Below are 21,832 nucleotides of genomic sequence, written 5' to 3' on the forward strand. Positions count from 1 at the left end.
TGCGTCCAGGCTTGCTCTGGCTACTGGTCGGTGGGGCCACTGGAGGTCAGTTCTTTCGTCGAAAGGTTGTGATCAGCCTACTCAGGACTGCTTGGTGCTCGTATCGTCACCGTTCCCCGTGTCGGAACCGTCCGTCACGGTCTCCTCGGCCTCCTCGTCCGTCACCTCGTCCACGGGAGTGAGCACCCTGCCGATCGCCGCCTTGGCCCAGCGGGTCTCGACGCCGGGGGCCACCTCCAGCACGACGTCGTCGTCCTGGAGTGCGACGACCGTCGCGAACAGTCCTGTCGTGGTCATGACCCGGACGCCCGGGGTGAGGGAGTTCTGCATCTGGACCTGCTCCTGCTGCCGCTTGCGCTGGGGGCGGATCAGGAGGAAGTAGAACACCACTACCAGCAAGATCAGTGGCAGGAACGTCCCAAGCGGGTTGTTACCCACGGGGGCCACCCTTCCGTAACGTGATGAACCGGCCTGACGCCGGAGGTCTTGTGCGCTTCACACGCGGGCCACCGCGACTTCTCGCGTGTGCGGCCAGTCAAGCCACGCAGTGTATTCGAGCCCGCAGAAGCCCGGCAACGAACCCACGGCTCGACGGGCAGGAAAGTTCCCGTTTCATGGGCTTCGCAATCGGTCTGTTACCTCTTTGCCCTGGTTTCCGCTTCCATCCGCCGCGCCGGCGCAAAGCGTGGCGGGAGGGGCGCTCAGGCGTCGTCGAAGAGCGTGGGCACCGCCACGGAACCGACGGCGTCAGGAGGCGGAGTCAGGCCGAGGTGCGCCCAGGCGGTGGCGGTGGCGACGCGGCCCCTCGGGGTGCGGGCCAGCAGCCCCTGCCGCACCAGGAAGGGCTCGGCCACGACCTCGACGGTCTCCGGCTCCTCCCCCACGGCCACCGCGAGCGTCGACAGGCCCACCGGGCCGCCGCCGAACTTGCGCAGCAGCGCGTCGAGCACGGCCCGGTCGAGCCGGTCCAGTCCCTCGGCGTCCACCTCGTAGAGGTTGAGCGCCGCCGCCGCGACCTCCCGGTTGATCACGCCCTCCGCGCGGACCTCGGCGAAGTCGCGCACCCGCCGGAGCAGGCGGTTCGCGATGCGGGGCGTGCCGCGCGAGCGGCGGGCGATCTCGTGGGCGCCCTCGTCCGGCAGCTCCACCGACAGCAGCCGCGCGGAGCGCCGCAGCACCTGCTCCAGCTCGGCCACCTCGTAGAAGTCCATGTGGGCGGTGAAGCCGAACCTGTCACGCAGCGGCGCGGGCAGCAGCCCCGCCCGGGTGGTGGCCCCCACCAGCGTGAACGGGGCGATGTCGAGGGGGATCGAGGTGGCGCCGGGGCCCTTGCCGACGACGATGTCCACCCGGAAGTCCTCCATCGCGAGGTAGAGCATCTCCTCCGCCGGGCGGGCCATGCGGTGGATCTCGTCGATGAACAGGACCTCGCCCTCGGTCAGCGTGGACAGGATCGCGGCGAGGTCGCCCGCGCGCTCCAGCGCCGGGCCCGAGGTCATCCGCAGCGGCGCGCCGAGCTCGGAGGCGATGATCATGGCGAGCGTCGTCTTGCCGAGCCCGGGGCCGCCGCTCATCAGGACGTGGTCGGGCGGGCGGTTGCGGCGCAGGGCACTCTCCAGCACCAGCGACAGCTGCTCGCGCACCCGGCCCTGTCCGATGAACTCGTCCAGGCGCCGGGGGCGCAGCGCGGCCTCGATCGCCCGCTCGTCGCCCTCCGGTTCCGGCGACACGAGATCCCGCTCGAAGCTCACTCGACACCATCCGCTCGACCTGCCGGGATCCGTCCGCTTCCCGGTGAAACTTTCATCGAACCATCAGCCCGCCACGCGCCCCGCACTGCGGGCGAGGCGCGGCCCTTCACGAGGTCACCGCACGCTCAGCGCGCGCAGAGCGGACTTGAGCAGCGCGGCCACCGGCGGGGTGCGACCGGCGGCGACCTCCGCCTCGGCCTCCGCGGTGACCGCCGCGACCGCCTCGTCGGCGTCCCTGGACGAGTAGCCGAGCCCGACCAGTCCCGCATGGACCTGATCGCGCCAGACGGGCGCCGCCGCCGCGCCGTTGATCGCGGCGTCGACGGCCGCCGCCGGGGTGCCGAGCTTGTCCTTGAGTTCGAGCACGATGCGCTGCGCGCCCTTCTGGCCGATGCCGGGCACCATCGTCAGGGCCTTGATGTCGGCGCTCGCCACAGCGACCCGCAGCGCGTTGGGCGCGTGGACCGCGAGCATGGCCAGGGCCAGTCGCGGCCCTACCCCGCTGGCCGTCTGCAGCAGTTCGAAGACCGTGCGCTCGTCGTCGGAGGCGAAGCCGTACAACGTGAGCGATTCCTCGCGGACGACGAGCGAGGTCGACAGCCGGGCGGGTTCGCCGACGCGCAGCCCGGCCAGGGTGCCGGGGGTGCAGTGGACGAGCATCCCGACGCCGCCCACCTCGACCACGGCGCTGTCGGCTCCGATCGCCGCCACCTGCCCCGCAACGGATGCGATCACCGCGTGCTCCCTCCCCGGTCCGGACGCCCGGCCGCGACTTCGCCGGGCCTCCCAGTCCTACCAGAGCCCGCGGGGACCGCACCCCCGGAACGGGCCCGGGCCAGGGCGTCGGCCAGGCGGTGCTGCACGCCGCCGCGCCAGACGTGGCAGATGGCCAGGGCGAGCGCGTCGGCCGCGTCCGCGGGCTTGGGCATGGCGTCGAGCCGCAGCAGCCGGGTGACCATCGTGCCGACCTGCTTCTTGTCGGCGTTGCCGTTGCCCGTGATGGCGGCCTTGACCTCACTGGGCGTGTGCAGCGCGACCGGCAGCCCCCGCCGGGCCGCGCAGACGATCGCGACGGCCGACGCCTGGGCCGTCCCCATGACCGTACGGACGTTGTGCTGGGCGAAGACCCGCTCGACGGCGACCGCGTCGGGCCTGATCTCGTCGAGCCAGCGCTCGATCTCCGCCTCGATGACGACCAGCCGGGACCCGATGTCGTCGTCGGCCGGGGTGCGGACCACCCCGACCGACAGCAGGCTCAGCGGCGCGCCGGGACGGCCCTCCACGGCGCCGAGACCGCATCGCGTCAGCCCCGGGTCCACGCCCATCACCCGCAGTTGGGGCAACCGCACCGGCACGCCTCCCTGATCCCGGCGGCGCGGCCGCCGCTGCGCCGAACATCTGTTCGGTCGGTCACTCTATCGCGATCAGCGGCCGCGCGGGCGCGTCAGAAGTAGTCGATCATGTACGCGGCGCAGCCGAACGCGGCGTCCAGTGCGTCGTCGGCGTCGGGAGAGCCGCCGCTCAGCAGGCCGGCGCGGCGGAGCGTGGCCGTGGGCACGCCGGCGAACAGCGCCGACATCCCGCCGATCGTGAGCCGCGTCGCGTCCTCGCGTGCCCCCTCACCACGCGCCGCGTCGCGCCTCGTCACGGAGCCGGCGCCGCCGTCCACTCGCAGGACCCACGTGCCCGCGTTGCCCGGGCGCCGGGAGTCGGTCACCTCGACGGGGGTCTCGACGCGGACCCCTGCGGGGAAGCCGCGCCCCTCGACCGCGGCGGGCAGGTCGATCAGCCGGAACATCCACCGGGTCTGGGTGACCTCGTCCTTCGACCGCTCCCGCAGCATCCAGAGCACCGGGTCGGCGGGGTCGACGCAGGCGGTCACCGACTTCGCGACGGTCGAGGCGCTGCCGACCATCGACCACAGGGCCCTGGCCGTCGCCTCCGACCCCGCCAGCAGGTTGTCGACCTCGATGTCCCCGTCGCTCCACCGGTAGACGACGAACCCGTCCTCGGCCAGGTAGCAGAAGTCGTCGTCGTCCTCCAGCCACAGCCGCCAGGTCCGCTCGTCGAAGCACAGCGGCCCGCTCGCGCGGGTGGCGGCGTGCACCCCGCCGATCAGGGCCACGAGCTCGGCCGCGTCGGCGGGGCCCATGCGCCGCAGCTTGACCGCGCCGGCCGCGCCGCCGGGGCCGCCCAGCGTACGCAGCGCCTCGGCGGGCACGGTGATCCGCTGGAGCACGCCGGCGTGCTCGTAGCCCGCGCTCCGGTACACCGGCGTGGTGGCCGGGTAGAGCGCGGAGACCGCGTGGCCGAGCTCCGCGCAGCGCTCGATGGCCGCATGCGTGAGCGCCCGGCCCACGCCCCTGCCGCGGTCCTCCGGCGACACCGTCACACCCGCCACGCCGCCCATGGACAGGGGACGGCCGTGCCACCACTGGACGTACGGGTTGATCCTGGCCGTGCCGACGAGGCGGGCGCCGTCGAAGGCGCCCAGATAACGGCCCTCGGGCAGCATCGGGGAGACGAGCTTGCGCCAGGTCTCGGCGCCGCCGCCGGACAGCGGGCCGAAGGCGCGCCTGCGGTTGTCGAGGACGGCGTCCAGGTCGTCGCTCGTGAGATGACGGATTTCCACAACCGGCCAAGCTATGCGGGCTCCGGCGGCCTCTGCCACCGGTTTTCCGCCCCCTCGCCGAGCCGGGGCCGAGGCTCTCCGCCGACCCGGGGCCGGGGCCCGCGCCCGCCTCCGGCGTCAGGCCTCGACCTTCTCCATGACCTCGTCGCTCACGTCGAAGTTCGCCCAGACGTTCTGCACGTCGTCGCTGTCCTCGAGCGCGTCGATGAGCTTGAAGATCTTGCGCGCGCCGTCCTCGTCCAGCGGGACGTTGAGCGTCGGGACGAAGCTCATCTCGGCCGACTCGTAGTCGATGCCCGCGTCCTGCAGCGCCTTGCGCACGGGGATGAGGTCGGAGGCCTCGGAGATCACCTCGAAGTTCTCGCCGAGGTCGTTGACCTCCTCGGCCCCCGCGTCGAGGACGGCCATGAGCACGTCGTCCTCGGTCAGCGACCCCTTGGGGACGATCACGACGCCCTTGCGGTTGAACATGTACGACACCGAGCCGGGGTCGGCGAGCGAGCCACCGTTGCGGGTCAGCGCCACGCGCACCTCGGACGCCGCGCGGTTGCGGTTGTCGGTGAGACACTCGATGAGGACCGCGACGCCGCCGGGGGCGTAGCCCTCGTACATGATCGTCTGCCAGTCGGCGCCGCCGGCCTCGAGGCCGCCGCCGCGCTTGCGGGCCCGCTCGATGTTGTCGATCGGGACCGAGTTCTTCCTGGCCTTGGTGATGGCGTCGAACAGCGTGGGGTTGCCGTCCGGGTCGGGCCCGCCGGTCCTGGCCGCGACCTCGATGTTCTTGATGAGCTTGGCGAAAAGCTTGCCGCGCTTGGAGTCCAGCGCCGCCTTCTTGTGCTTCGTCGTCGCCCATTTGGAGTGGCCGGACATCGCCTAGAGCTCCCTCACCATTTCGACAAAATACGAGTGCACTCGCGCGTCGCCGGTCAGCTCCGGGTGGAAGGACGTCGCGAGCAACGGTCCCTGTCGGACCGCGACGATCCTATCCCCAGCTTCGGTGCGGCCCAGCACCTCCACGTCGGGCCCCACGGACTCGACCCAGGGCGCGCGGATGAAGACGGCCCTGATCGTCCCGCGCCCGGCGAAGTCGAGATCGGCCTCGAACGAGTCGACCTGGCGGCCGAAGGCGTTGCGCCTGACCACCATGTCGATGCCGCCGAGCGTCTCCTGGCCCTCGATGCCGCCCTCGATCCGGTCGGCCAGCATGATCATCCCGGCGCACGAGCCGTAGGCGGGCATGCCCTCCTTGATCCGCAGCCGTAGCGGTTCGAGCAGCTCGAAGATGGTGGCGAGCTTCCACATCGTGGTCGACTCCCCGCCCGGGACGACCAGCGCGTCCACCGCGGCGAGCTCCTCCTGCCTGCGCACCGGCGTGGCGGTCGCGCCCGACTCCTCCAGAGCGCGGATGTGCTCGCGCACGTCGCCCTGCAGGGCGAGCACGCCGATCTTGGGTGCGGACGTCACGTTTTCCCTTCCTGTGGTGACCCTGTTCAGGGTATGGCCACGGTCTTACGCGCCCAAAACGATAAATCAGGAGCGGCCCAGCTTGGCCAGGGCGGGGAGGGCGCGGGCGATGGCCGTGCGCTCCTCGGGGGTCAGCGCGCCCAGCCGGCCGGACAGGTAGGCGATCCTGGCCTGCCGTACGGCCCGGAGGCGGTCGCGGCCCTCACCCGTCAGTTCGACGGTGCGCACCCGCGCGTCGGAGGCGTCGGTGCCCCGCGTGACGAGACCGGCCTCCTCCAGGCGGTTGACCTGCACGCTCATCGTCGGCAGCTGCACGCCGTGCTCCTCGGCCAGGTCGGTCATCCGGCACGCGCCGTCCTCAAGGGAGCCGAGCACGGAGTACTGCTGGGCGGTGACCGGCTGCCCCGCCGTCGTACGGCGCAGCAGCATCACGATGTGGCGCAGCTCGCGTGACAGGTTCTCGGCGAGCCGTCCGGTGTCGTCGGTCGTCATAGCAGGTCACCATAACGGTGGCCGGTCCGGCGCAGCCGAAGCGGGCGGCGCCCCCGTAAAGGGGACGCCGCCCGCTCGGCGCACCTGAGCGCGCCGTCAGGGGCGCTCGGTCTCCTGCCGCACGGTCTCCTCCACCATGTCCTCGGCCGTGATCTCCCGTCGCGCCGCGATCGAGGGGTCGAGCGGGCGCAGGTAGGTCTGCTGCACGCCGGGCACCCTGTCCTCGATCACGAACGTCGCCCTGGTGCGCACCTCGGAACCGGGGGCCGAGACGACGGGCACCACTTTGAAGTCGGCGGTCAGCGCGTCCCTGTCGATCTTCGTCAGGACGTAGCCGCGCTGGTTGTTGTAGAACTTCAGGTGGGGGTTGATCTTCAGGAACGGGTGCGCCGCCGGGTCGGAGTCGGCCCCGTCGCCGGTGGTGCTGATGGAGGTCGTCACCAGCTCGGACCCGACCGTGGGACCGGTCGGGTCGTCGTAGTCCAGCTTCAGGTCGCTCGCCCAGTGCGCGTGCACGTCTCCCGTGAGCACGACCGGGTTGCGCACGCCGGCGTCGATCCAGCCCTGGGTGACACGCCGCCGCGACGCGACATAGCCGTCCCAGGCGTCCTGGCTGGTGATCTTCGCCGGCCCGGCGTTGTTGTCGCGCTGGGCGAAGAAGACCTGCTGGCCGATGACGTCCCAGCGCGCCCGCGACCGGCGGAACCCGTCGAGCAGCCACGCCTCCTGCTCGAAGCCCATGATCGAGCGGGCCGGGTCGACCGCCTCGGGGCAGTCCTTGTAGCCGTCGCCGCAGCCCTGGTCGTCGCGGAACTGCCGGGTGTCGAGCATGTGGAAGTTCGCCATCGCCCCCCACCTGACCCGCCGGTAGAGCCGCATGTCGACGCCGCGCGGCACCGAGTTGCGGCGCAGCGGCATGTTCTCGTAGTAGGCGCGGAAGGCGGCGGCCCGGCGTTCGAGGAAGGTGGGCTGCTCCTCCGGGTGCTCCGGCATCTCGTCGGCCCAGTTGTTGTCCACCTCGTGGTCGTCGAAGACGACCAGCCACGGCGCGCCGGCGTGCGCGGCCTGCAGGTCGGGGTCGGTCTTGTACTGCGCGTGCCGCTGGCGGTAGTTCGCCAGCGTCGTCGTCTCCGGCCCCTCGTGGTCGCGCACGTTGCCGCCGGCGGCGACGTAGGTGTTCTTGGTGTACTCGTACTGGTAGTCCCCCAGGTGGAGGACCAGATCCGGGTGGTCCTCGGCCAGGCGGCGGTAGGACGTGAAGTAGCCGTGCTCGTACTGCGCGCAGGACACGAAGGCCATCGTCAGCGGGCCGCCGAACGACAGCGGGTGCGGCGCGGTCAGGGCCCTGCCGGCCGGTGAGACGTACGGCCCGACGCGGAAGCGGTACCAGTACTCCCTGCCGGGTTCCAGGTGGTCCACCTCGACGTGGACGCTGTGTCCCCATTCCGGGCTCGCCTCGGCCACGCCCGCCCGCACCACGCGGCGGCAGCGCTCGTCGGCGTAGACCTGCCACTGCACGGCGAACGCCCGCTGCGGCATGCCGCCGAGCCCGTCCTCGGCCAGCGGCTGCGGGGCGAGGCGGGTCCAGATCACGAAGCCGGTGTGGTCGGGGTCGCCCGAGGCCACGCCGAGCGTGAACGGGTCGGAACGCAGGCCGCGGGAGGCGAGCTCGCCCGCCGCCTCCGGCGTGGGCGCGGGTGTGGGGGCCGCCGAGGCGGCGGCGGGTATCGCCGCGACGGCGCCCGCGGCGAGTCCGGTGACGAGGAAGGAACGACGATCGAGGCCGGGCAACTGGGCTCCCTGTGACGATCAGAGGCGGGACGCCCGCAGCCTGACGATCGATCGTGACAGGAGAGTAAAGATCGACGGAACGATATCGGTCCCCCGAAAGGCGACATCACCGCACCGTCACCCCACGTCTGGCGCCCCAAATCCGGCATAAGTCCGCAAACAGCAAGAACGCCCGGCTGGGATGTCCCAGCCGGGCGTCCGTCCCCTGGTCTCAGGAAGTGTCTACCAGCCGCGCTCGGCGAGGCGGTGCGGCGCGGGGATGTCGTCGACGTTGATGCCGACCATCGCCTCGCCCAGACCGCGCGAGACCTTGGCGATCACGTCGGGGTCGTCGTAGAACGTGGTGGCCTTGACGATGGCGGCGGCGCGCTTGGCGGGGTCGCCGGACTTGAAGATGCCCGAGCCGACGAACACGCCCTCGGCGCCGAGCTGCATCATCATCGCGGCGTCGGCCGGGGTGGCGATGCCGCCCGCGGTGAACAGCACCACCGGCAGCTTGCCGGTCTTGGCGACCTCGGCCACCAGCTCGTACGGCGCCTGCAGTTCCTTGGCGGCGACGTACAGCTCGTCCTCGGGCAGCGAGGTGAGGCGCTTGAGCTCGCCCCGGATCTTGCGCATGTGGGTGGTGGCGTTGGAGACGTCGCCGGTGCCGGCCTCGCCCTTGGAGCGGATCATCGCAGCGCCCTCGGTGATGCGGCGCAGCGCCTCGCCGAGGTTGGTGGCCCCGCACACGAAGGGGACGGTGAACTGCCACTTGTCGATGTGGTTGGCGTAGTCGGCCGGGGTGAGGACCTCGGACTCGTCGATGTAGTCGACCCCGAGCGCCTGGAGCACCTGGGCCTCGACGAAGTGGCCGATCCTGGCCTTGGCCATCACCGGGATGGAGACGGCGCCGATGATGCCCTCGATCATGTCGGGGTCGCTCATCCGGGACACGCCGCCCTGGGCGCGGATGTCGGCGGGGACGCGCTCCAGCGCCATGACGGCGACGGCTCCGGCGTCCTCGGCGATCTTGGCCTGCTCCGGGGTGACGACGTCCATGATGACACCGCCCTTGAGCATCTCGGCCATGCCGCGCTTCACGCGGGCGGTGCCGACGGCGGTGGTCTCGTTGACTTCGGGGGTGCTGCTGGACACGGTGATACCTCACGACGGCGGGCCTACGGAATCCCCTCCATGGTAGGCGCTGGCCGATCCCGCACCCGACGCACCCATCTGTCAGAGTGGATCAGGCGTTTTGTCCATCATGGTGCGACGGGCTTGCGCGAGGCGAGCACGACCCAGACCTGGCCGCGGGCGAACGGCATGGGCGTGCCGTCGGCCATGGTGTAGGTGGTGCCCTCCTTCTCCGAGGCGCGCGACCACTTCACCCGGTAGGCCTGGCCGTCCCTGAGCACGACGCCGGTGCCCTTGCCCACCGTGTGCACGAGCGGGGTGTAGCTGCCGGTGAAGTCGTGGAACTCCGAGCGGTCGGTCTTCACCCACTGGATGACGATCGTCGGGGCGCCCTGCTGGCCGCCCTCCGCCGCCATGTCCTTCTCGCCGTCCTGCGTCACCAGCCAGCGCTTCTGGGCGGCCGACCAGGCGAACGTGAAGCGGGCCGCCGGATAGCGGACGCTGACGCTCTTCTGCGGCGTACCCCCGGTCGGCGGTTCGTCGGAGAAGACGAAGCCGATGTCGTCCGCCTTGCTCGCCTGCGGCGCCTTGGCCAGCAGCTTCCTGGGGCTGCCGATCAGGTTGTACGGCGCGACCCGCCCGGCCGCGCGGGTGTAGGCGCCGGGGACCCGGCTGTCGGACACGTCGAACAGCGAGGCCTTCTGGACGAAGGGGATCATCTTCGTCTGCACGCCGGAGTAGGCCAGAGCGGGCTTGCCGAACATCGGGAGGATGTGCAGGTCGGAGATGCGGGCGCTGCGGACCGGCCCCACCTGGGCGGGCAGCTTCGAGGAGAAGATCGCCATGAGCCGGGTGAGCCCGCCCTCGACCTGCTCGACGAAGACGACGTCGGCGCTGCGCAGGCCCATCTGCGGCTTGCCCGCGTGAGTGTTTTCGATCTTCACGGCGAGGACCGGCTTGCGGGCGGCGACGGGACGGCCGGTGAACGGATGCTCGGGAGGCGGCGTCGGCGACGGGGACGCCAGCGGGCTCGCGTCCTGAGACTGGGCGGCGGGCTTGTCGTCGCCCGAGCACGCGGCTCCGGTCAGGATGACCGCCATGGCCAGCGTGAAGCCGATCCCTGCCCGCACCGTACCCGCTCCTCCCGGTGGAGAGCCCCCGCCGCCAGGCACGACGGACCCGGCCCACGCAGACCCGTTGACCAGCATGGCAATGAAACGGCATGAGCTTACCGGGATCAGACCGAAATGCCCGACAAAAAGTGACTATCCAGTAGCGAGGGATTCGGGCGGTTCGTCGTCGATGTCGAAGAAACGGGGCGGATCGGTGTGCCCGGCCAGGCGCAGACTGCGGGCCAGCCAGCGCCGCTGCGCCGTACGGGTGACGCCGGCGGCGTTGTTGTAGAACCGGCGCGAGTAGACGACCTTCGCGACGGCCGTGTCCAGCTCCTCCAGCAGCGCCGCCCCCGCGGGATGCTCGGCCAGCTTCTCCCGGAACCGCTCCTGGTCGACCACCGCCCGCAACGTCCTCGACAGGTCGCTCTCGGCGTGCTCGCGCTCGTCCGGCCCCGCCGTACGGGCCTCGTGGGCGGCCGCGGCGAGCACCAGCGAGGTGGCGGGGTCGAGGATGCGCGAGCCGGCGAGCTCCAGGCAGACCGCGGCGCGGCGCAGCAGCGCGGCGTCGAGCGCGGCCTGCGCGGTCTCCAGGCGGATGTGGAGACGGTCGAGCCGCCCGGCCCGCCAGGAGACGTAGACGGCGAACAGCACGACGACCACGGCCGCCACGAGGATCAGGGTCGTGGTCACGCCGGCACCTCCCCGTACGCGGCCCGGTCACTGCGGATCGTCATGGCAGCACGTCCTCCACCACGCCCGCGCTGGCGTGGGCGACCGTCTCGTAGACGCGCACGACCTCCCGCGCGACCGTCGACCAGTCGTACTTCCACACCGCCTGGCGGGCCTCGTCGGAGAGCTTCGCGCGCCGCTCGGCGTCGTCGAGCAGCCGGGCAGCCTCCCCGGCCAGAGCGGCGGAGTCCCCGGTGGTGAACAGCGCACCCGCCTGTCCCTCGCCCAGCACCCGCCGGAAGGCGGGGATGTCGCTGGCGAGGATCGGCGCCCCGGCCGACATGGCCTCGGTGAGCACGATGCCGAAGCTCTCCCCGCCCAGGTTGGGCGCGCAGAAGACGTCCACTGAGTGGTAGGCGCGCACCTTGTCGGCCTCGCTGACCATGCCGAGCAGCCCGATCCTGTCCCGGTACTGCCTGGGCACCCGCCCGAGCACGTCGTCGGGGTCGCCGGGGCCGGCGATCAGCAGGCGCAGCGCGGGCCGCTCGGGGGCCAGCAGGGCGAACGCCTCCAGCAACACGGCCAGACCCTTGCGCGGCTCGTCCATCCGCCCGAGGAAGCCGATCACGTTGCCGTCCGGGCCCCAGCCCGGCAGCGGCTCGCCCTCGGCGTACCTGCGCACCGTGACGCCGTTCGGGATCAGCACCGCGTCGCCGCCGAGGTGCTCCACCAGCGTCTTGCGGGCGGCGTCGGAGACCGCGATCCTGCCTGTGATCTTCTCCAGCGCGCTCTGCAGCATCGGCGCGGCCACCGACATCGCCCGCGACCGCTCGTAGGAGGCGTGGAACGTCGCCACAATGGGCCCGCGGGCGACCCAGCAGGCGAGCACCCCGAGGGACGGCACGGCGGGCTCGTGCACGTGCAGCACGTCGAACCCGCCCTCCCTGATCCACTTGCGCACCCGGTTGGCCGACAGGAACCCGAACGCCAGGCGCGCGACCGACCCGTTGTACGGCACGGGCACGGCGCGGCCCGCCGGGGTCACGTACGCCGGCAGTTCGGCGTCGTCGGCCGCGGGGGCGATGACGGACACCTTGTGCCCGTCGTCGATGAGCGCCTCGGCGAGGTCCCTGATGTGCGCCTGCACGCCCCCGGGGACCTCCCAGGTGTACGGGCAGACGATGCCGACGTTCACGACTCGGCCCCGGCGCGGGGCTCCAGGTCGTCGAGCCACAGGCGCTGGAGCATGTGCCAGTCCTCCGGGTGCTCGGCGATGCCCTTCTCGAACACCGCCGCCAAGGCCTGGGTCATCACCCTGACCTTCTCCTCCCGCGTCCCCTCGGTCGGGACCGGGATCTCCTCGTGGATTCGGATGCCCCAGCCGTCCCCGTCGAACCACAGCACGGCGGGCAGCAGCGCGGCGCCCGTCTGGATCGCCAGCACGGCGGGTCCGGCGACCATGCGCGTCCTGGCGCCGAAGAACTCGACCTCGACGCCGGAGGCGGTCAGGTCGCGCTCGGCGGGCAGGCAGACCGGCTTGCCCTCGCGCAGCCGCTTGGCGAGCGTGCCGAACGCCATGGCGCTGCCGCCGTCCCTCGCGGTCAGCGGCAGCACCTCCATGCCGAGTTGCTCGCGGTAGGCCACGAAGCGCTCGAACAGCGACTCCGGCTTCAGCCGCTCGGCGACGGTGGTGAAGCGGTGGCCCATGTGGACCAGCCAGGCCCCGGCGAGGTCGTAGTTGCCCATGTGGGGCAGCGCGATCACCACTCCCCTGCCCCGGGCGAGGTTGTCGAAGATGTGCTCGCCCCCGGTGGCCCGGGTGCCGTCGAGGATGCGCCCGCGGGTGTAGGTCGTGAAGCGGAACGACTCCATCCAGTACCGGAAGTAGGAGCGCATTCCGGCCCGGCTGAGGTCGCGTACGCCGGGGTCGCCGGGGTCGCCGCCGACGACGCGGGCCAGGTTGGCCTCCAGGCGGAGCACGGACTTGCCCCGCCTGCGCCACAGCCGGTCGGCGAGGACCCGGAAGAACCAGGCGGCCAGCCGTTCCGGCACATATCGGACCACGGCCCAGCCGACGGTGTACGCCGCCGCGACCAGCCGGTCGGCGAGCGGCGCCGCGCCGGGTCGCGGGGGCCGCCCGGGGGGTGGGCCGACCGTGCCCTTCATCTGACCACCGCCTGTCTGTAGACGTGCACCATCCGCTGGACCACCGTGACGGCGCTGGCGGCGGCGAGCAGCCAGAGCCCGGCCGCCAGGACGTACGGCACGCCGAGGCCGGACAGGCCGGCCGCGACGAGCACGACCACGAGACGCTCCCCACGCTCGGCGATGCCCACGTTCGCGGTCATGCCGAGGCCCTCGGCCCTGGCCTTGGCGTAGGAGACCAATGCTCCCGCGACGAGGCAGAAGAGCGCGACTGTCGCGAGGACGATCTCGGGTTCGTCCTTGAGGACGAAGTAGAGGATCAGCCCCGAGAAGATCGAGGCGTCGCCGAGACGGTCGAGTGTGGAGTCCAGGAAGGCGCCCCACGTGCTCCCCTTGCCCGTCATCCGGGCCAGCACGCCGTCCAGGAGGTCGGCGAGCACGAAGAACGTGATGACGAGCGTTCCCGCGAACAGATGCCCGAGCGGGTAGAAGACGAGAGCCGAGACCACCACTCCGAGCGTGCCGATCGTGGTGATCACGTCGGGCGAGATCCCCCAGCGGGCGAGGGCTCGCCCCAGCGGGGTCATGACTCGGGTGACGGCGGGACGCAGGATGTTCAACATCGCCGTCCGATCGTAGGCCATCCAGCGCCGCCGCACCTCGCAAGCACATTCCGCCGAAAAGTCTTGTGATATGCGCCACATGGGTAAAGGGTGAAGAGCACGCGCCCGCAGGACCGCGCGGAGATGTCACGGAGGTGAACCGCCGTGTCAGCCGCCGCACGGTCCTGGAAGGGCGAGGCCCCCGGGCGCGGACAGCGACGGCACGAGCGGCCGGCGCGGGGTGCGTGCCACGTGCCCATCCCGACCGCTCAGAGATTCGGGAGGCGATGTGGCCGAAAGATCAACCGGCGCGACAACAGGGGCCGCGGGCAGGGCACCCGCGGCCGATCGGCCGGACATGGTGCGCAATGTCGTGCTGGTCGGCCATTCCGGGGCCGGGAAGACCACGCTGGTCGAGGCGCTCCTCACGGAGACGGGCACCATCCAGCGTCCCGGCCGGGTCGAGGACGGCACGACGGTCAGCGACTTCGACGAGGTGGAGGTGCGCCAGCAGCGTTCCGTGAACCTGTCGGTCGCCCCCGTCGTCCACAACGGCATCAAAATCAATTTTCTCGACACCCCGGGGTACGCGGACTTCGTGGGCGACCTGCGGGCCGGGCTGCGCGCGGCCGACGCGGCGCTGTTCGTCGTCTCGGCGGCCGAGGGCGTGGACGGGCTCACCCGCATGCTCTGGGAGGAGTGCGCGCTCGTCGGGATGCCCCGAGCCGTGGTCATCACCAAGATCGACCATCAGCGCGCCAACTTCGACGAGGTCCTCGCCACCTGCCAGGACGCGTTCGGCGACGGCGTGGCGCCGCTCTACCTGCCGGTGGACGGCACCGGGCTGCTCGGCCTGCTGTCGCAGCGGCTGTTCGACTACGGCGGCGGGCGCCGGACCGAGCGGGAGCCGGACGCCGACCAGCTCGCGCTCATCGAGCAGTACCGCGGCGACCTCATCGAGGGGATCATCCAGGAGAGCGAGGACGAGTCCCTGATGGACCGTTACCTCTCCGGTGAGACGATCGACACCAAGGTGCTCATCGACGACCTGGAGAAGGCGGTCGCCCGGGCCGGCTTCTACCCGGTCCTCGCCACGGCGCCCGGCGTCGGCATGCTGGAGCTGCTGGAGATCGTCACGCAGGGCTTCCCCTCGCCCCTGGAGCACCCGCTGCCGAAGATCACCTCGATCGACGGCAAGCCGTGCAGGGAGATCACCGCCGATCCGGACGGCCCGCTCGTGGCCGAGGTCGTGAAGACCACGAGCGACCCGTACGTGGGACGGATCAGCCTGGTCCGGGTCTTCTCCGGCACGCTGCGACCGGACATGACGGTGCACGTCTCCGGTCACGGCCTGGCGGAACGGGGGCACGAGGACCACGACGTCGACGAGCGGGTGGGCGCGCTGTCGTCGCCGCTCGGCAAGTCGCAACGGACCGTGGGCAAGTGCGTCGCCGGGGACATCTGCGCGGTCGCCAAGCTGTCGCGGACCGAGACGGGCGACACGCTCTCGGACAAGGACGACCCGCTGCTGGTCGAGGCGTGGACCATGCCGGAACCGCTGTTGCCGGTCGCCATCAGGGCCAGGTCGAAGGCCGACGAGGACAAGCTCAGCCAGGCCCTGAGCCGCCTGGTGGCGGAGGACCCGACCCTGCGGCTGGAGAACAACGCCGAGACCCGCCAGCTCGTGCTGTGGTGCATGGGCGAGGCGCACTCCGACGTCCTGCTCGACCGCCTGGCCAAGCGGCACGGGGTCGAGGTCGAGAAGATCGACCTGCGCGTGCCGCTGCGGGAGACGTTCGCCGGAAAGGCGCAGGGCCTGGGGCGCAACGTCAAGCAGACCGGCGGCCACGGGCAGTACGCGATCTGCCACATCGAGGTCGAGCCGCTGCCGTCGGGCGGCGGGTTCGAGTTCGTCGACAAGATCGTGGGCGGCGTGGTGCCGAGGCAGTTCATCCCGTCCGTGGAGAAGGGCGTGCGGGCGCAGATGGAGCGCGGGGTCGTCGCCGGCTATCCGATGGTCGACGTGCGCGTCACGCTCTACGACGGCAAGGCGCACTCGGTCGACTCCTCCGACATGGCCTTCCAGATCGCCGGTCAGCTCGCGCTCAAGGAGGCCGCGTCCAAGGTGGCGACGCACCTGCTCGAACCGGTGGACGAGGTGTCGGTGCTCGTGTCGGACGAGTACGTCGGAGCCGTGATGTCCGACCTGTCCTCCCGCCGCGGCAGGGTGCTCGGCACCGAGCCGGTCGGCACCGGCCGCACGCTGGTGCGCGCCGAGGTGCCGCAGCTGGAGATCACGCGGTACGCGATCGACCTGCGGTCGCTGTCCCACGGGGCGGGCACGTTCAGCCGCTCCTTCCTGCGGTACGAGCCCCTGCCCGCCCACCTCGCCGACAAGGTGGCCGCGGCGGGCGAGTAGCGGCCCGATCGCAGCGATTCCGAGCGATCTGGAGACCCCGGCGGCCCGCCTCCCGTCCGCCGGGGTCTTCGCAGCTCACGCACACCGTCGCCGACGCCGGGTTTCGCACGTCCGGAGTAAGGGGAGCCCCAGGAGGTGCCCCGCGTCACATCCGCATCACAAGTTCATTTCGTTTTTCTGGCTAAACCGCTCTTTTGCCGATGTAAGACTTATGGCCGGACTTACTGGCAAATCGGAGGGGTAGCCACGTGACCGAGCGGAGACAGGTCGTCCGCCCGTTGATCGCGACCACCGTCATCGCCGCCGTCGCCGTCGGAGCCGCCTACACGTTCGGCCCCGGCGCCCAGGCCGAGAAGGTCGGCGCAGAAAAGGCCGGCCGCACGGCGGTGCCGAAGGCGACGCGGCAGCACGTCGACGCGGAGACGCTCACGGCGGCGGACACCTGCGCCACCAGCGTGAAATACCCCAAGCGCCAGCTTCGCGGCGTCTGGATCGCCACGGTGCACAATCTCGACTGGCCGTCGAAATCGGGGCTGTCGCCCGACCGGCAGAAGGCCGAATATGTGAAGATCCTCGACAACGCCGTCATGCGGCGTCTGAACGCGGTGTTCTTCCAGGTGCGGCCCGCCTCGGACGCGATCTACCGCTCGTCGATGGAGCCGTGGTCCCAGTGGCTCACCGGCACGGCGGGCAAGGACCCGGGCTGGGACCCGCTGCCGTTCCTGGTGGAGGAGGCCCACAAGCGCGGCCTGCAGTTCCACGCGTGGTTCAACCCCTACCGGGCGGCCGACTCGGCCTCCTCGAAGCTGCCCGCCGGGCACCCGGCGCTGCTGCATCCCGACTGGACCGTCAAGCACGAGGGGAAGCTGTACTACAACCCCGGCCTGCCGCAGGTGCGCGACTGGGTGACCAAGGTCGTGACGGACGTCGTCAAGCGCTACGACGTCGACGGCGTCCACTTCGACGACTACTTCTACCCCTACCCCGGCCAGGGCACGCGGTTCGCCGACCAGGCGGCGTACAAGAAGTACGGCAAGGGCCTGACGCTGGCCGACTGGCGGCGGCGCAACGTCAACCAGCTGGTCGCCCAGGTCTCGCAGGCGGTGCACACGGCCAAGCCGTACGCCGTCTTCGGGATCAGCCCGTTCGGCATCTGGCGCAACAAGGCCGAGGACCCGGCGGGCTCGGCCACCAAGGGCATGTCGGCCTACGACTCGATCTACGCGGACGCCAGGGCGTGGATCAAGGCGGGCTCGGTCGACTACGTGATGCCCCAGCTCTACTGGCCCCGGGGATTCCCCGCTGCCGACTACTCCGTGCTCGCCAAGTGGTGGGCCGACGCGGTGAAGGGCACCGACGTCGACCTCTACATCGGTCAGGCGCTCTACCGGGTGGGCGCCGCCGACACCCCGGCCTGGACCAAGGCGAGCGAGCTGCCCGCCCACCTCACGCTGAACCGCAAGTATCCGGAGATCTCGGGCGACGTCTACTTCAGCGCCGCGCAACTGGTGAAGAACCCGCTGGGCGTGCTCGACCGGATCGTGAAGAGCCACTACGCCCACCCGGCGCTGCCGCCGATGCTCAGGCAGGGGTCCGCGCCCGCGGCCCCGCGCGGGGTGAAGGCGGCCGGCGGGACGCTGACGTGGCAGGCCCAGCCGGGCGCCCAGTCATACGGGATCTACCGGGTGACGGGCCAGGACGCCTCCTGCGCCACGGCGGACGCGCGCAACCTGGTGGCCGTCGTGCCGGCCTCCCAGGCTCCGTCGTACGCCGCCGGCGACCCGGGCGCCTACTACGTCACCGCCGTCGACCGCCTCGGCAACGAGAGCCCCGCGACCCGGGCGGCCTGACCCCGGGCCGGGGCCCTCCCCTCCGTCGGGACGGGTCGTCGCGGATTGCTGCGCGGACGTCGGCGTGTCCGATAGCGTGGTCGCGAGTTTTTTCAAGATCACGTACGGGGACCGCGCGTACTGGGACCGCGCGTACTGGGACGGGGGGGTCGCCGGTGAGAGGCACGTGGGTGAAGCGCGCGGTCGTCGCCGTCGTGTTCGGCGTCGCGGTCGTGGCCTCCGCTCCCGCGGCGGCCGCGTCCGCCGGGCTCGCGGCCGGACCGGCGACGGCGGCCGGTGAACGGGTCGTGCTCGTCGGAATCCCCGGGCTGATGTGGAGCGACGTCACCCCGGCCGACACCCCGAACCTCTGGCGGCTCGCCGGCGACTCCGCCCTCGGCTCCCTGTCGGTGCGGGCCGTGCGCAAGGACACCTGCCCGTACGACGCCTGGCTCACGGTCTCGGCCGGAGTGCGGTCGGCGGTGGGGGGAGCGTGCGGCATGGCCCCCACGCCCAAGGCCGACGGCGAGGGGGCGGTGGTCCCCGAGTTCTCCTGGCTGTGGGAGGTGCGGGAGCAGCGCGAGGCGGGCACGCTCGGGCAGGCCCTGCACGCGGCCGGGCGGACGACGATGGCCGTCGGCCCGGGAGCGGCGCTCGCGCTGGCCGACCGCGAGGGCCGGGTGGACGCCTACGCCCCCTCGCCCGCCGAGGTCACGCAGTGGTCGCGCGGCGACGTGGTCGCCGTGGAGATCCCCGACCTCGTCGCGCCCTACGTCTCCGGCGACCGGCTTAGCGACGTGCCCGAGCGCCTGTCCGCGGACGCGCGGCGGGCCGCGGCGCGGGCGGCCGACGCGAAGCTGGGCTCGTTCCTGCCGCGTCTCGGATCGGCGACGGTGCTGGTCGCCGGGCTCTCCGACCACGGCTCCGTCCCCCACCTCAGGACCGCCATGCTGCACGGCCCCGGCAGTGGGCTCGGCAGTGGGCTCGGCAGTGGACCGGCGCGGACGCTCGGCGCCCGGTCCACCCACAGGGACGACATGATCATCCTCCCGGATCTCACCGCCACGATCCTGGCCAGGACCGGGGTGGCCGCTCCCCCGGCCGTCGTCGGCGTGCCGGTCGAGACCCATGCGACGGGTGGAAACCTGGACGAGCGTGTGGCGGCCCTGCGCACCGCCGACGTCGCCGGGCAGACGATCCGCGACACGACAGGCGTCTTCTTCACCACGCTCGCCGTGCTCCAGGTGGTCTTCTACGTCACCGCGTTCCTGCTGCTGCGCCGCCGCGACGGGCTGCCCGCGGTGCGGGCCGCCGCCGTGGCGCTCGCCTCGATCCCCGTGTCGACCTACCTCGTCAACCTCACCCCGTGGGCCCGTGCGGCACAGCCCGCGGTCACGCTCTTCGCCTCGATCGCGGCGATCGCGGCGGCGCTGACCGTGGCGGCCCTCGCGGGACCGTGGCGGCGGAGCGTGCTCGGGCCGCTGACCGTGATCGCGGCGGTGACCGCGGCGGTGCTGCTCGGCGACCTGCTGACCGGCACGCCCCTGCAGCTCAACAGCCTGATGGGCTACACGGGCGTGGTCGGCGCCCGCTACTACGGCCTGGGGAACATCCCCTTCGCGTTGCTCGCCACGGCCGTGCTGCTCGTCACCACGGCCGCCGCCGATCGGCTGGTGAGGGCGGGCCGCAAGGCCGTCGCGGTGGCCCTGGTCGCCGCGCTCGGGGCCTTCGCCATGCTGCTCGACGGCTGGCCGGGCGTGGGCAGCGACTTCGGCGGCGTCATCGCCTTCGTTCCCGGCATCGCGGTCACCGCCCTGATCGTGGCGGGCAGGCGGGTGTCGATCGTCAAGCTGGGTGCGTTCTGCGCCGCGGGCGGCGTTCTGGTGATGGCGATCGCCTACCTCGACTACCTGCGCCCCCCGGCCAGCCAGACGCACCTGGGCCGCTTCGTGGGGCAGGTGGCCGACGGCACGTTCCTGCCGGTGATCTCCCGCAAGCTCGGGGCCATGCTCTCCACGCTGCTCAGCCCCAACCTGATGCCCGTGGTGATCGCCGCGTTCGCGTTCCTCGTCTTCGCGCTGCTGCGGCCGGGGGCGGCGAGCGCCGGCGTCCTGCCGATCGCGTTCGAACGGGCGCCCATGCTCAGGGCGGGCCTGCTCGGCGCGCTCGTGAGCGGCCTGGTCGGCATGCTCGTCAACGACTCGGGGGCCGCGGTGCTGTCCATGGCCCTGGCTCTGGCCGTGCCACTCGTCCTCAGCGCGGGCATCCGCGCCCTGCAGCACGGCGAGCCGGTCCCGGCCGCCGGATCGCCCGGCCTGCCTCCGAGCCCCGCGGCGGCCTGACACCGTTCGGGCGACCGGCTCTTGGGCGAGGAGCGGTCAGGAGGCGGCGGGCCAGGCGTCGGCGAGCAGGTCACGCGTGTCTCGCAGCAACTGCGGCAGCACCTTGGTGCGCCCGACCACCGGCATGAAGTTGGTGTCGCCGCCCCACCGGGGCACGACATGCTGGTGAAGGTGGGCGGCGATGCCCGCGCCCGCCACACTGCCCAGGTTCATGCCGACGTTGAAGCCCTGCGCCCCGCTCGCCTTGCGCAGCGCCTGCGTCGCGCGCTTGGTGAAGTCGGCCAGCTCCGCCGTCTCGGGCCCGTCGAGGTCGGCGTAGTCGGACACGTGCCGATAGGGGCAGACCATCAGGTGCCCGGAGTTGTACGGATAGAGGTTGAGCACGGCGAACACGGCCGATCCCCGGGCCACGATCAGCCCGTCCTCGTCGGACAGCTTGGGAATCTCGCAGAACGGACAGCCGTCATCCGCGCCGGACCCGCTGGGCTTGTTCTCGCCCTTGATATAGGCCATCCGGTGCGGGGTCCACAGGCGCTGGAAGCTGTCGGGAATCCCGGCGCCCGGCTGCTCGATCGGCTCTGAATCCACGTCCGCGATCTCCTCCGCTCCCGTCGTCCCTGCGCACTGTTGCATTTGGTACTGGGCACTGGCAGCAGCATATGACCTCGCGGATCTCCTCTCACCGGCCGGGTTGCACCAGGCCCACGATCACCGGGCCGACGACCACCAGGCCCACGATCACCGGGCCGACGACCACCGGGGCCGCGACCGACGGCCCACCGATATCCGCGGACACCGGGCGGCCCGCTCGATCATCGGGCAGAATGCACCTGCCGGACGCCCCACCTGCGAGGAGCCGTCACATGAGCGAGACCGCCGCCGTCGAGGAGCGAGTGGAAGAGCAGACCGACGCGTACGCCGAGGGGAGCCTCGACGACCCGGCGGGCCTGGAGGCGGCCGACCCGGCGGCGCCGGAGCTCCCCCTGCGGACGCCGAGGCCCGAGGCGCCGACCGCCGACGTCCTCAAGGGCCGGATCAAGGTCGCCGACGAGGTGGTGGAGAAGGTGGCCGCGCTGGCCGCCCTGGAGATCCCCGGCGTCGCCGACCTGGGTGGCGACCTCGAACGCGCCTTCGAATCCGTACGTGACCGCATCGGCGTGGGGACCAAGCGGGCGACGCAGGGCGTGCAGGCCAGGATCCAGGACCAGCGGGTCTCGGTCGACGTGACCATCGTCATCGTGTACGGCCACGTGGTGATGGACGTCGCCACCGAGGTCAAGGTCAACGTCGCCCGGTCGGTGAGCCGGATGCTCGGCATGCGTGTGGTGGAGGTCAACGTGACGGTCGACGACGTCCGCCTCCCCGGTCAGGACTCCCCCACCAGAGACGCCCCGGCCGCCTGAGCCGGCCCAGCGCAGCCAGAGAAGCCAGCGCAGCCGGAGAACCCAGTGCGGCCGGAGGACTT

At 71.8% G+C, this 21,832-nt stretch carries 20 protein-coding genes; 4 read left to right on the top strand and 16 right to left on the bottom strand.

Annotated features, from left to right (window positions below; genetic code table 11):
- Positions 1-81 precede the first annotated feature (81 nt).
- From yajC to pgsA, 15 genes are all read right to left on the bottom strand, one after another.
- Entirely contained in the window at positions 82-438 is a 357-nt protein-coding gene (yajC, locus tag FH610_RS14880) for a preprotein translocase subunit YajC (protein ID WP_139575024.1), read from the bottom strand.
- A 263-nt stretch (positions 439-701) separates the two neighbouring features.
- Positions 702-1,751, bottom strand: a complete 1,050-nt coding sequence (gene ruvB, locus FH610_RS14885) for a Holliday junction branch migration DNA helicase RuvB (RefSeq protein WP_139575025.1) — start codon at positions 1,749-1,751, stop codon at positions 702-704.
- A 114-nt stretch (positions 1,752-1,865) separates the two neighbouring features.
- On the bottom strand, positions 1,866-2,486 hold the full coding sequence (gene ruvA, locus FH610_RS14890; protein WP_139575026.1) for a Holliday junction branch migration protein RuvA: 621 nt from the start codon (positions 2,484-2,486) through the stop codon (positions 1,866-1,868).
- Positions 2,483-3,085, bottom strand: coding sequence for a crossover junction endodeoxyribonuclease RuvC (gene ruvC / locus FH610_RS14895; protein ID WP_139575324.1), 603 nt, complete (start codon positions 3,083-3,085; stop codon positions 2,483-2,485). Before ruvC ends, ruvA begins: the two co-directional genes overlap by 4 nt.
- A 110-nt stretch (positions 3,086-3,195) precedes the next feature.
- Positions 3,196-4,383, bottom strand: coding sequence for a GNAT family N-acetyltransferase (locus FH610_RS14900; RefSeq protein ID WP_139575027.1), 1,188 nt, complete (start codon positions 4,381-4,383; stop codon positions 3,196-3,198).
- A gap of 117 nt (positions 4,384-4,500) precedes the next feature.
- A complete protein-coding gene (locus FH610_RS14905; protein WP_139575028.1) occupies positions 4,501-5,253 on the bottom strand; it encodes a YebC/PmpR family DNA-binding transcriptional regulator in 753 nt (250 codons plus the stop codon).
- Between the two features lie 3 nt (positions 5,254-5,256).
- Positions 5,257-5,847: a pyridoxal 5'-phosphate synthase glutaminase subunit PdxT gene (gene pdxT / locus FH610_RS14910; protein WP_139575029.1), complete on the bottom strand. Its 591-nt coding sequence runs from the start codon at positions 5,845-5,847 to the stop codon at positions 5,257-5,259.
- Positions 5,848-5,913: 66 nt separating this feature from the next.
- On the bottom strand, positions 5,914-6,339 hold the full coding sequence (locus tag FH610_RS14915) for a MarR family winged helix-turn-helix transcriptional regulator (protein WP_139575030.1): 426 nt from the start codon (positions 6,337-6,339) through the stop codon (positions 5,914-5,916).
- Positions 6,340-6,435: 96 nt separating this feature from the next.
- Complete coding sequence (locus FH610_RS14920) at positions 6,436-8,130, bottom strand: alkaline phosphatase D family protein (protein WP_139575031.1); 1,695 nt, start codon at positions 8,128-8,130, stop codon at positions 6,436-6,438.
- 222 nt (positions 8,131-8,352) lie between these two features.
- On the bottom strand, positions 8,353-9,267 hold the full coding sequence (gene pdxS / locus FH610_RS14925) for a pyridoxal 5'-phosphate synthase lyase subunit PdxS (protein ID WP_276607667.1): 915 nt from the start codon (positions 9,265-9,267) through the stop codon (positions 8,353-8,355).
- A 107-nt stretch (positions 9,268-9,374) separates the two neighbouring features.
- Entirely contained in the window at positions 9,375-10,376 is a 1,002-nt protein-coding gene (locus FH610_RS14930; protein WP_139575033.1) for a DUF3048 domain-containing protein, read from the bottom strand.
- Between the two features lie 135 nt (positions 10,377-10,511).
- The gene (locus FH610_RS14935; RefSeq protein ID WP_139575034.1) at positions 10,512-11,051 is read right to left on the bottom strand and encodes a hypothetical protein; all 540 of its coding nucleotides are present in this window, start codon (positions 11,049-11,051) and stop codon (positions 10,512-10,514) included.
- Between the two features lie 40 nt (positions 11,052-11,091).
- Positions 11,092-12,225 carry a glycosyltransferase family 4 protein gene (locus FH610_RS14940; protein WP_139575035.1) on the bottom strand — a complete coding sequence of 378 codons (1,134 nt, stop codon included), beginning with the start codon at positions 12,223-12,225 and terminating at the stop codon, positions 11,092-11,094.
- Entirely contained in the window at positions 12,222-13,196 is a 975-nt protein-coding gene (locus FH610_RS14945; protein ID WP_139575036.1) for a phosphatidylinositol mannoside acyltransferase, read from the bottom strand. Before FH610_RS14945 ends, FH610_RS14940 begins: the two co-directional genes overlap by 4 nt.
- Positions 13,193-13,798: a phosphatidylinositol phosphate synthase gene (gene pgsA / locus FH610_RS14950; RefSeq protein ID WP_139575037.1), complete on the bottom strand. Its 606-nt coding sequence runs from the start codon at positions 13,796-13,798 to the stop codon at positions 13,193-13,195. The genes FH610_RS14945 and pgsA overlap by 4 nt, the downstream gene beginning before the upstream one ends.
- 268 nt (positions 13,799-14,066) lie before the next feature.
- Here pgsA and FH610_RS14955 point away from each other — a divergent pair, with 268 nt between their 5' ends.
- From FH610_RS14955 to FH610_RS14965, 3 genes are all read left to right on the top strand, one after another.
- Positions 14,067-16,196 (top strand): elongation factor G-like protein EF-G2, encoded by a 2,130-nt coding sequence (locus FH610_RS14955; protein WP_139575038.1) that lies wholly within the window; start codon positions 14,067-14,069, stop codon positions 16,194-16,196.
- 248 nt (positions 16,197-16,444) lie between these two features.
- Positions 16,445-18,046 carry a glycoside hydrolase family 10-like protein gene (locus FH610_RS14960; protein ID WP_139575039.1) on the top strand — a complete coding sequence of 534 codons (1,602 nt, stop codon included), beginning with the start codon at positions 16,445-16,447 and terminating at the stop codon, positions 18,044-18,046.
- A gap of 170 nt (positions 18,047-18,216) precedes the next feature.
- Complete coding sequence (locus FH610_RS14965; RefSeq protein WP_152313699.1) at positions 18,217-20,367, top strand: thioesterase domain-containing protein; 2,151 nt, start codon at positions 18,217-18,219, stop codon at positions 20,365-20,367.
- Positions 20,368-20,403: 36 nt separating this feature from the next.
- Here FH610_RS14965 and FH610_RS14970 read toward each other — a convergent pair whose 3' ends face one another.
- A complete protein-coding gene (locus FH610_RS14970; RefSeq protein WP_139575041.1) occupies positions 20,404-21,000 on the bottom strand; it encodes an HIT family protein in 597 nt (198 codons plus the stop codon).
- Between the two features lie 230 nt (positions 21,001-21,230).
- On the opposite strand from FH610_RS14970, the gene FH610_RS14975 reads away from it, so the two are divergent.
- On the top strand, positions 21,231-21,770 hold the full coding sequence (locus FH610_RS14975) for an Asp23/Gls24 family envelope stress response protein (RefSeq protein ID WP_161628006.1): 540 nt from the start codon (positions 21,231-21,233) through the stop codon (positions 21,768-21,770).
- The last annotated feature ends 62 nt before the right edge of the window (positions 21,771-21,832 follow it).

The organism is Microbispora catharanthi (assembly GCF_006334915.2).
In the GTDB taxonomy this organism is placed as follows: Bacteria; Actinomycetota; Actinomycetes; order Streptosporangiales; family Streptosporangiaceae; genus Microbispora; species Microbispora catharanthi.